The 1,644-nt window shown below is 63.1% G+C and carries 1 protein-coding gene; it reads left to right on the forward strand.

Annotated elements, in window-relative coordinates:
• Positions 1-998 precede the first annotated feature (998 nt).
• Positions 999-1,337 (forward strand): hypothetical protein, encoded by a 339-nt coding sequence (locus WAW17_RS17855; protein ID WP_422334270.1) that lies wholly within the window; start codon positions 999-1,001, stop codon positions 1,335-1,337.
• Positions 1,338-1,644: the final 307 nt, after the last annotated feature.

The following is a 1,644-nucleotide window of genomic DNA, read 5'->3' on the forward strand; positions in this document are numbered from 1 at the left end:
AGTCGGCATCGAGCGTCTACGTTCTCGCTTGCGTGGACCGCACTCAGGCGGTCATCCAGCGATCAACATAGAAACGGCCGCCCCACCAATGACACATACTGCGCACGCCGCCGCGTCCGGAGCAGGATCCTGCACGGGGATCTGCTCAGTCATTATCCCGTCGGCGCAGCGGTTCGCCGGGGGGCTGGTACTCAGGCGGGTGAATTCGCCAGCCCGCCGGTACAGGCCCAAGCTGGTCAGGACGTGCGGCGGGATCGTGCTGCGACAGCCATCCGTAGCCACGTGCGACGACTACGGGACAGGCGAAGCGATCGATGAACGGCGTGTGAAACCACGCTCTCAGCCACCAAGGAGCATCGGTCAAGTCAAACTGCGCCCCGTAGCCGCCGGGCGGGCTATTCCAACCCTCCAGTCTTCGTGTCCTACCGAAGATGCTCACCCTTCCAGACTGCCTCATCGCGTGATGGGCCACCACGCAATTGATTCCGGCGACTGGGCTACCGGTGAGGGATCCGCTTACGGGGTTCGCCAATCGTTTTCGAACCGCCGGCTGAAAGCGGAGATCGATCCCACTGGTGGTTCGGCTTGCGGGAACCGTGAGTGGCTGGCCCGTGGACGGGGATGATGGGGAAATGAGTACCCGCGGAACCGTGCGAAATTGGGACCCTCAATCGAGATCGGGTGTCATAGATTCGTCCCAGACCCCGGGTGGCTGTTGGCTACCCTCCGCCGCAATCGAGAGGAAAGACGCCTTCGAACTCAGTGTCGGCGATCTGATCGACTTCGAGTGGAAGCAATCCGCCGCAGAAGCTCCGAAAGACCTGCGGTACCAAGCGACACAGGCGTGGCCTCAACCACCGGTGCCGCGAAAGCCTAGGTGGCGACTCAACCTCAATGCCGACGATGCCACCGACGCGCCGACTCATTTCGTCAAGGCGTGCCGTGCAGTCGGCCGGGATACTCAGTGCTTCAGCGAATTCGACAAGTACAGCTCACTCATGTGGACAATAGAAGACACCACGGACGAGATCCCGGCATGGACGATCGGACTCAATGCCGTCGAGACCCGGACCGACGGTGCCGACATTCCAAGCGGATTCGGATTCGGCCTCCCATACGAGACAGACGTTGAGACCGCGACGGCCGAGATTGCCGAGGCAGTTCAGGACTGGCTCTCAGGGTACGAGTTCGTCCTGTGGCCCGTGTCGAGCCGCAGCCCCTTGCTGCTTTTCAAGCCCGACGTCCGGGATGGAAACGCCGTCTGGATCGACCGCGCCAACGACTCGGTCACTTGTCCGATCGGTGAGCTCTGCACACTGCGTGGTCAACTCCAGTGATACACCGGCTGCTGCGATCGAGCGCTCGGTTTCGATAGCACACCGGAATCCCCGTAGGGCTTGCCGTGCAGCGTGGGGATCCGCTTGCGGTGTTCGTCTGTACTACGGCGCGGATCAGGGGGGTGACGGTCCCGGCTTCGAGGACGTGCTCGAGTCCCGTCCAGATGGCGCGTTCCTGCCGGCGCCCGATGAATCCGACGACGGGTCCGGCGAGGTGGGCGATGCCCGGCACGGTGATCTGCCAGTCCCACTGGAACCGGGTGCCGCTCGCGATGGGCTCGCATTTCACCTGCCCGGTAGCGACGGC

Origin of the sequence: Rhodococcus sp. (in: high G+C Gram-positive bacteria) (genome assembly GCF_049286785.1) — a bacterium.
Lineage (GTDB): Bacteria > Actinomycetota > Actinomycetes > Mycobacteriales > Mycobacteriaceae > Rhodococcus_F.